We start from the raw sequence: 2,952 nt of genomic DNA on the forward strand, positions 1-2,952 counted from the left end.
AGGTCATGAACACGATATCTCTAACGCACCGCTCGCAAAGCCCGTTTACACCGTTCCCAAATTCAACAGCCTGCTAGGCACTGCTGGGCATCAAGACCGTGTTCCGCCTGCCGCTGCGCGAGCTGCAAGGCTTCGCGCAAAGCCTGCGCGAGCTGGCTTTCGCCACCTTGCCCGTGCCGAATTACACGACGCTCTGCCGCCGTGCGCAAACGCTTGAGGTCCAACTGCCGATCGTTGACGACGGCGAGCCGATCCATCTGATGGTCGACAGCACCGGCGTGAAGGTCTACGGCGAAGGCAAATGGAAGGTGCGCCAGCACGGTTACTCGAAGCGCCACACGTGGCGCAAGGTGCATCTCGAGCTCGACGCGAATACCGGTCAGGTGCGCGCCACGTTGATGACGCATCAGGACGTCGCCGACGGTGACGTCCTCGCCGAACTGCTCGACCAGATCCCGGACGACGAGCTGCTCGATGTCATCGGCGGTGACGGGGCCTACGACACCAAGCCATGCCGTGCCGCGATCGCCGCGCGCGGTGCAACGCCATCGATCCCGCCGCGCGAAGGCGCTGCTCATTGGCCCGAGAACACGTCGGGCGCGACATGGCTCAACGACGCGGTCGATGCGATTGCTCGACTCGGCCGCCGCGAATGGAAGAAGGACAGCAGCTACCGTCGGCGCTCGCTCGCGGAGAACGCAATGTATCGCTTCAAGACGCTCATGGGTAACTGCCGGTGGGCGCGACGCACCGAATCGCAGGCAACCGAGGTTGTCATCCGCGTGGGCGTGCTGAACCGCATGGCGGACCTTGCACGTCCGCAATCCGTCTAGGAACGAAAAGGCTTAGGGCGTGTTCACACTATCGAAGAGTTTCGATAATCAGGGCGAAGTTGATTGAGGCAATGAACATCAAGTCGAGCTTGTCGACGCGCGAGAAGATGCGACGAAAGCCCTTCAATCGACGGAACAGCCGCTCGACTTCGTTGCGACGCTTGTACATTTCCCTGTCGTACTCCCAAGGTTCGACGCGAGTACTTAACGGAGGTGCGACGGGGATGAATCCGAGATCGAGCGCGAGTTGTCGAGTCTCGTTGCCTTCGTACGCCTTGTCCATCAACAGATGCAGCGGCCGATTCGTCGGCCCAAGTCGTTCGAGCAGTGCACGCCCCTGCGGTGCATCGCCGGCTTGACCAGGCGACAGTGCGAACGTTATGGCTGTTCGAGCATCCGCGGCAACCATATGAACCTTGGTTGTCCATCCTCCGCGAGACTTGCCGATGGCTTGGGGTCCATTTTTTAACGCACCGGTACCGTCAGGATGAACCTTCACGATCGTGCTATCCAGCGACATCGCTTCAATCCGAACGCGAATGATCTGAGCGCGCTGCTACTCCGTGAACACTCGGTCCAATACGCCATTGCGAGACCAACGGTTCATGCGCGTGTAGATCGTGTGCCAGCGTGACCTTCCTGACTTCTTCGGGCCATCTCAATCTTGGAGAACGGCCTCGGTTGCGTCAGTTGAAAAATACTGCTGCTTGAACTCGTCGGGCGTCAGGTACACCAGACTTGAATGCGGCCGGACGGTGTTGTAATGACGCCTCCATTGTTCGATCACGACCGTAGCTTCGGCGCGCGTCCGAATCCATTCGAGGCTCAGGCACTCGTCGCGGAATTTGCCGTTGAAGCTCTCGTCCGCACCATTTTTCCAAGGCTTGCCAGGATCGCTGAGCGCCATTTCCATCCCGGTATCCGCTGCCCACTTCAGGATAGGTCGCGACACGAGCTCCGGGCCATTATCGGAGCGAAGGTAGCGTGGCGCTCCGTGAACGCTGACCAGCTTCGACAGAACCTCGATGACCCGCCCGGAACGGACCGATCCCGCAACATCGATGGCCAAGCACTCTCGTGTGTATTCATCGATCACCGTCAGGCATTTCAGTTGCTGGCCGTTGGCGCAGGCGTCAAATACGAAGTCGTACACATGCCGAGCCGCCGTCGCTGGCTGGGACCGAGGACGAAGGACTGACACGCGTCTGCGCGGACGCTTGAGAGGCATCTGTAGCCCCGCAAGGCGCCAAAGCCGCCACGCACGATCCGCGCTCATCGGATGGCCTTGCCGCTCCAGAAAGATCTGGATCCGCCGGTATCCGTTGCAAGGATATTGCGCCGATAAAATGCTCATCTGGGCGGCGCCAATTATCTTGGCCGGTCGTTGACGATTGTTTTGTCCGGTGGTGAGGAGTCGCAGGCGGCGTAGCCGCCGGAGACGACGAGCCACCGGCAGCGCAGCGTCGGCGGGGCTGTAGGATGGGCTGATCGAAGCTTAAAGAAGAAGCGGTCGGCTCATGTCTGGAACCCGCATCACCGACCAACAGGTTCGTCTCCATATGAACAAGCGCAAACACCATCCGCGGGGAGTCGTGGCCGTAAGACTGGCATCAGCGTGCGTACGGCACGCCGCATCGAGCGCGATGACACGTTGCCATCCCAGAAGCCGCGGCATTCGTGGCGCACCCGTCCCGATCCGTTCGTCGACGTCTGGGATAGCGAAGTCGTGTCGCTGCTGCGCAACGCGCCCCACCTGATAGGCATCACGGTCCAGCGCAAGCTGCGGGATGATCATCCGGATTGGTATCCCGATAGCATGCGGCGCACACTGGAGCGGCGTATTCGCCAGTGGCGAGCGCTTGAGGGCCCTACCCAGGGGGTGCTCTTCCCCCAGGAGCATCAACCCGGCGTGCGCGGACGGTCGGACTTCACCGATATGAGCAAGCTGTGCGTAACGATCGGCGGCACCCCGTTCGGCCGCAGGCTGTATTACTTCGTACTGAGAGCATGCGAACATGGTTGAGGGTGGTGAGAGTTTCTATCAGGCTGTTGAATTTGGGAACGGTGTAAACGGGCTTTGCGAGCGGTGCGTTAGAGATATCGTGTTCATGACCTTGAG

Annotated in this window: 4 pseudogenes; 2 read left to right on the plus strand and 2 right to left on the minus strand. The window is 60.4% G+C overall.

Features of this window, described 5'->3' with window-relative positions:
* Positions 1 to 80: 80 nt before the first annotated feature.
* Positions 81 to 833: pseudogene (locus tag BDI24065_RS40720) on the plus strand (IS5 family transposase); the annotation flags it as partial.
* Between the two features lie 28 nt (positions 834 to 861).
* Here BDI24065_RS40720 and BDI24065_RS40725 read toward each other — a convergent pair.
* Together BDI24065_RS40725 and BDI24065_RS40730 are read right to left on the minus strand one after the other, a co-directional pair.
* Positions 862 to 1,461 (minus strand): annotated as a pseudogene (locus BDI24065_RS40725) (IS5 family transposase); the annotation flags it as partial.
* Between the two features lie 30 nt (positions 1,462 to 1,491).
* Positions 1,492 to 2,193 (minus strand): annotated as a pseudogene (locus BDI24065_RS40730) (IS3 family transposase); the annotation flags it as partial.
* A gap of 157 nt (positions 2,194 to 2,350) precedes the next feature.
* Here BDI24065_RS40730 and BDI24065_RS40735 point away from each other — a divergent pair.
* Positions 2,351 to 2,952 (plus strand): annotated as a pseudogene (locus BDI24065_RS40735) (IS21 family transposase); the annotation flags it as partial.

This window comes from Burkholderia lata, from assembly GCF_902499025.1.
Taxonomy (GTDB): Bacteria; Pseudomonadota; Gammaproteobacteria; order Burkholderiales; family Burkholderiaceae; genus Burkholderia; species Burkholderia lata_C.